Source organism: Kitasatospora sp. NPDC087861, from assembly GCF_044742585.1.
Classification (GTDB): Bacteria; Actinomycetota; Actinomycetes; order Streptomycetales; family Streptomycetaceae; genus Kitasatospora.
This window is the reverse complement of the sequence record NZ_JBIUUS010000100.1, coordinates 1-2,668: the sequence shown is the minus strand read 5'-3', so window position 1 is coordinate 2,668 and position 2,668 is coordinate 1. Positions and strand designations below refer to the sequence as shown.

Genomic DNA, 2,668 nt, shown 5'->3' with positions numbered 1-2,668 from the left:
ACGGCGCAAACCCCCACTGGGACCACTACTTCACCAACACCGGCGCACAACGCACCCCCCTCCCCACCTACCCCTTCCAACACACCCGCTACTGGATGGAGTCCGCCGCCCCGGCCGGCACCTTGAGCCATCCGTTCCTCGACACTGCGCTCGGGCTCGCGGACGGCGACCGGTTCCTCCTCACCGGGAGCCTGTCGCTGACTGAGCACCGGTGGCTCGCCGACCACGCCGTGCACGGCGACGTCCTGCTGCCCGGAACCGCGTTCGTGGAACTCGCGATGCAGGCCGCGCGCCACGTCGACCACGCGTTCCTGGCGGAGCTCACCCTCGGCGCACCACTCGTCCTCACCGAGGACACCGGTGTCCACGTCCAGGTCCTGGTGGACGGGCCGGACGCCGGGGGGCGGGTGGTAAGCGTCTTCAGCCGCCCCACGAATGCCACGCCCGATGAGCCGTGGACCAAGCATGCCGAGGGACGGCTCGTCGCGGCGCGTCCCGCGTCTGCCGACGGCGATCTGATCGTCTGGCCGCCGACCGGGGCCACGGCGCTGGATGTTGACGCCTGTTACACCGAGGGCTCTGAGCGGCAGTACGGTCCCGCGTTCCAGGGTCTGCACCGCGCCTGGGTTCACGACGACGTCCTGTTCGCCGAGGTGGTTCTCGGCGAGGGGCAGGCCGCAGACGCGGACGGCTTCGCGATACACCCGGCGCTCCTGGACGCCGCGCTGCATCCGCTGGGGCTCGCGCCGTTCGGCCGCACCGGAGACGCTCCGCTGGTTCCGTTCGCCTGGAACGACGTGGCCGTGCCCACGGTCAGCACGAGGCAGCTGCGGGTGCGGATCTCCCCCGTCGCGCCCGAGGCGGTGTCGCTGCTGATCGCCGACGCATCGGGCGCCACCGTGCTCGAGGTCGGCCGGCTCACCCTGCGCCCGCTGCAGCGCGGCGCCGGGCAGGGGTCGCGCTCACTGTTCCGAACATCGTGGGTGCGATCGGCACCACCGGCACCCGGCACCGAGCCAGCGCTCGTCTGGCTTCCCCACCCTGCGGGTGACGACGCCGTCGAGTCCGCCGCACAGACGCTCGCGGCAATGCAGCAGTGGGTGGGCGACGAACACGCCGCGGATACCCGACTGGTGGTGCTCACCACCGGCTCCTGCCTGCTGGATACCGACGCTCCGACCGAGACTGCCCGGTCCCTGACGAACGCGGCGCTGTGGGGGATGACACGGTCGGCCCAGTCCGAGCATCCGGACCGTTTCGTGCTCGTCGACGTCGACGATCTCGATGCGGACTGGCGGCCCACGGTGACGGCCGCCGTGGCCACGGGTGAGACACAGATCGCGATCCGGCGCGGCGAGGCGTACGTCCCCCGGCTGGTGCGTGCTGTGCCGGGCAGTGCCGCGGGCCCGGACTGGTCGTCCGCGACCGTGCTGGTCACCGGGGCCACCGGTGCGCTCGGCGGTCTCGTCGCCCGGCACCTCGTGGTCGAACACGGCGCGGGCGAGTTGCTCCTGACCGCACGGCGTCCGGTCCCGACGGAGTTGCTGGAAGAACTGACCGAGGCCGGGGCGCACGTCACGTCCGTCGTCTGCGACCTCACCGATCGGGCGGACCTGGCCGCCGTGCTGGCCGCGGTGCCCGCCGACCGGCCGCTCGCGGTGGTCCACTGCGCGGGTGCCGTCGACGACGCGGTCCTCGTCAATCAGACACCCGAACACCTGGAGCGTGTGTTCGCGCCGAAGGCGACCGCGGCATGGCACCTGCACGAGCTCACCCGGGGCCACGACGTCACGGCGTTCGTCCTGTTCTCCTCCGCCGCGGCCACCCTCGGCTCCCCCGGCCAGGCCAACTACGCCGCCGCCAACGCCTACCTGGACGCCCTCGCCCACCACCGCACCACCACCGGACACCCCACCACCAGCCTCGCCTGGGGACCGTGGGCCACCGGCATGGCGGCCACCGTCGCCGCCAGAGCGGGCGTCAGGCCGCTGCGGGACGCCGAGGGTCTGGGACTGTTCGACGCCGCGCTGACCGCCGGTGCCCCCGTCATCGTCCCGATGCACCTCGACGCGCACGCGGTCGCAGGCGATCACGCGCCGGTTCCGCCGCTGCTGCGCGCGCTCGTGCCGACGGCACCGCGGCGCGCCGCCGACCGGGCCGCGGACGGCTTCGCCGAACGCCTGCGTCCCATGACCCCGACGGACCGCAATGCCGCCTTGCTCGCGCTGGTCCGCACCCAGGTCGCGGCCGTGCTCGGACACTCCGGCCCGCAGACCGTCGCCTCGGGGCGTGCCTTCAGCGAGCTCGGTTTCGACTCACTCACCTCCGTCGAGCTGCGCAACCGCCTGAACGCGTCGACCGGGCTCCAGCTTCCATCGACCCTGGTCTTCGACCACCCGAACGCGTCAGCGCTGGTGGATCACCTGCGGGACACGATGTTCGGTGCGGCTCCGGCCGACATCGCGCCGGCAGCCGGCATCGCGTCCCAAGACGATCCGGTGGTCGTCGTCGGGATCGGGTGCCGCTATCCCGGCGGTGTCGGCAGCGCGGAAGACCTGTGGCGGATCGTGGTGTCCGGTGCTGACGCGGTGACCGGCTTCCCGCAGGATCGTGGGTGGGACCTGGCGGGCCTCGATCCGGCACGCCCCGGCGGGTCGGCCACCCGCGA

Annotated in this window: 1 protein-coding gene; it reads left to right on the top strand. The window is 72.8% G+C overall.

Features of this window, described 5'->3' with window-relative positions; all coding sequences use genetic code 11:
- The coding region (locus ACIOJE_RS41200) for an SDR family NAD(P)-dependent oxidoreductase (protein ID WP_400783821.1) at positions 1-2,668 on the top strand (2,668 nt) is incomplete at both ends.